The 2,768-nt window shown below is 70.9% G+C and carries 1 protein-coding gene and 1 pseudogene; both read left to right on the plus strand.

Going from position 1 to position 2,768, the window contains the following annotated elements; all coding sequences use genetic code 11:
- The first annotated feature begins 144 nt into the window (after nt 1-144).
- Nucleotides 145-2,394: a TonB-dependent receptor gene (locus tag GBZ26_RS28600; protein WP_174441699.1), complete on the plus strand. Its 2,250-nt coding sequence runs from the start codon at nt 145-147 to the stop codon at nt 2,392-2,394.
- Nucleotides 2,395-2,423: 29 nt separating this feature from the next.
- Nucleotides 2,424-2,768 (plus strand): annotated as a pseudogene (locus GBZ26_RS28605) (hypothetical protein); the annotation flags it as partial.

Consider the following 2,768-nt stretch of genomic DNA (forward strand, 5'->3'; position numbering starts at 1 on the left):
TGCCCACCCCTCCCCTCACGCCAGCCTCCGCACCGCAACCCGCCGGTCGCGATCCTTTGCGCCGATCGTCGCGCGGATCGACGGCCGGGCGGAACGGCAAGGCTGCGTCGATCTTCCCTCGTCCGATTCGGGAACGAGCGCCTTATGATTCGCCTGCCCACCGCCGCCTCCGCGGCGAACGCCCCCCGCTTGTCCAACCACCTGCTCGCCTCCACCGCCCTTCTGACGGCGGTCCTCGCCGCGCTGAGCGCAGCGCCGGCGCAAGCCCAGACTCCGCAGGCCCTGCCCGCCGTCCCGGTCGAGACGGAGACGGCACCCGCCGCCACGGCACCGGAGAAGGGCCTGTCCCGGCCGCTCGGCACCGGCACGCTCGACGCCTCCGAGATCGCCAGCCGCAAGATCGCCAGCCCGGACGCCGCGGCGCTGCTGCGCAGCCTGCCGGGGGTGTCGCTCTACAGCGCGGGCGGCTTCTCCAGCCTGCCGGCGCTGAACGGTCTGGCCGACGACCGCGTGCGCGTCCAGGTCGACGGCATGCCGATGACCGCCGCCTGCGCCAACCACATGAACGCGCCGCTGTCCTACGCCGACCCCGCCGTCATCGGCGCGATCGAGGCCATCGCCGGGGTCACCCCGGTCAGCAGGGGCGGCGACAGCATCGCCGGCACCGTCTCGGTGACCAGCAAGCCCGCCGTCTACGCCCAGCCCGGCGAGCCCATCCACGGCGAGGGCAGCCTGTCCACCGTCTACCGCTCGAACGGCAACGGCACCACCCTGTCCGGCACCGCCACCGCGGCGACCGAACGGTTCAGCCTGCGCTACAGCGGCGCCTGGAGCCGCGCGGACGACTACGAGGACGGCAACGGGGACAAGGTCCGCTCCACCCTCTACAACGTGCAGAACCATGCGCTGTCGGCCAGCGCGCGCAAGGACGGGCACGAGATCACCCTGTCCGGCGGCTACCAGTATTCGCCCTATTCCGGCTTCGCGAACCAGCGCATGGACATGACGCTGAACCGCGGCACCACCCTGAACGGCCGTTACAAGGGCGAATACGACTGGGGCACGCTGGACGGCCGGGCCTTCTGGCAGCGCACCGTCCACGCCATGAACTTCCTGCACGACAAGGGCGGCGCCGACCGCGGCGGCATGCCGATGAACACGGACTCGCACGAGATGGGCTACGCCGTCTCGGCGGAGGTGCCGCTGTCGGCGCAGGACACGCTGCGCGTCGGCAACGAGCTGGTCCGCTACCGCATCGACGACTGGTGGCCGCCGGTCGCCGGGGCGGCGATGATGTCGCCGCTGACCTTCGTGAACCTCAACGACGCCCGGCGCGACCGGCTGGGCACCTTCGCCGAGTGGGAGAAGCGCTGGACCCCGGCCTGGACCTCGCTGCTCGGCGTTCGCAACGATGTGGTGTGGATGGAGAACGGGCCGGTCCAGCCCTACTCCTGGGCCGACCCGATCCGCACCGGCATGATGGGCATGGGTATGGGCATGGCGAACCCGGACGCCGCGGCGGCCACGGCCTTCAACCGGGGTGACCGCTCCAAGACGGACGTGAACGTTGATGCCACGGCGCTGCTCCGCTTCGCGCCGTCCGCGTCGGAACGCTACGAGCTGGGCTTCGCCCGCAAGACCCGCTCGCCCAACCTGTACGAGCGGTTCGCCTGGGGCACCGGGGGCATGTCCTCCACGATGATCGGCTGGTACGGCGACGCCAACGGCTATGTCGGCAACCCGGACCTGAAGCCGGAAACCGCCTACACGGTCGGCGCCACCGCCGCCTGGCAGGACGCCGAGGCCAAGCGCTGGTCGGTCAAGCTCACGCCCTATTATTCGCACGTCGAGAACTTCATCGACGCCGACCGCATCGGCACCCTGTCGAACGGCTTCGTCCAGCTGCGCTTCGCCAACCACACGGCGGCGCTGTACGGCATCAACGCCGAAGGCCGCAGCATCGTCCACCAGGACGAGCGGCTGGGCGAGTTCACGGTGGGCGCCGTGGTCAGCTATGTCCGCGGCCGCAACCTCGATACCGGGCGCAACCTCTACCACATCATGCCGCTGAACGGGACGATCGACTTCGGCCACCGGCTGGGTGACTGGAGCAGCGTCCTGGAGTTCCAGATGGTCGGGCGCAAGTCCCTGGTCGATTCTGGGCGGAACGAGCCGGAAACCCCCAGCTACGCCCTGGTCAACCTGCGCACCAGCTACGTCTGGGGCAACCTGCGCGCCGACGTCGGGATCGAGAACCTGTTCGACGCCCACTATTACCTGCCGCTGGGCGGCGTCGATTACGGCGATTTCCGCGCCAGCGGCAATCAGCAGCCGATCGGCGCGCTGGCCGGCATGGGGCGGTCCTTCAACCTCGGCCTGACCATGGCCTTCTGATGGAGGCCGGTTGACGAGGCGCCCCCACCTTGCGCGCGATCCGCCTGCATGAGCGTCCCCAGCCGGCCCGCCGGCCGCTGGGGGCGCTCGCCCTGTCCGGGACGCTGCACGCCGGCGTCCTGGCCGTCCTCCTGTCCGCCGCCGGCGCGGCCCCCGGCACCGTCACGGAGGAGACCGGCGCCGTCAGCCTCAACGACACCATCACCCCGGTGATCGAGGTGATGCTGGTGGCGTCCGAGGCGGACAGCGGCCCGCCGCCGGCAGCGGCCACCGAACCTGAGAGCGAGCCGCAGCCGGAACCGATTTCGGAACTGGCCACGGAACCTGAGCCGGAGGTGGCGCCGGAACCGGTGCCCCCGGCGCTGGAGCCGACC

Source organism: Azospirillum formosense (genome assembly GCF_013340925.1).
Lineage (GTDB): Bacteria > Pseudomonadota > Alphaproteobacteria > Azospirillales > Azospirillaceae > Azospirillum > Azospirillum formosense.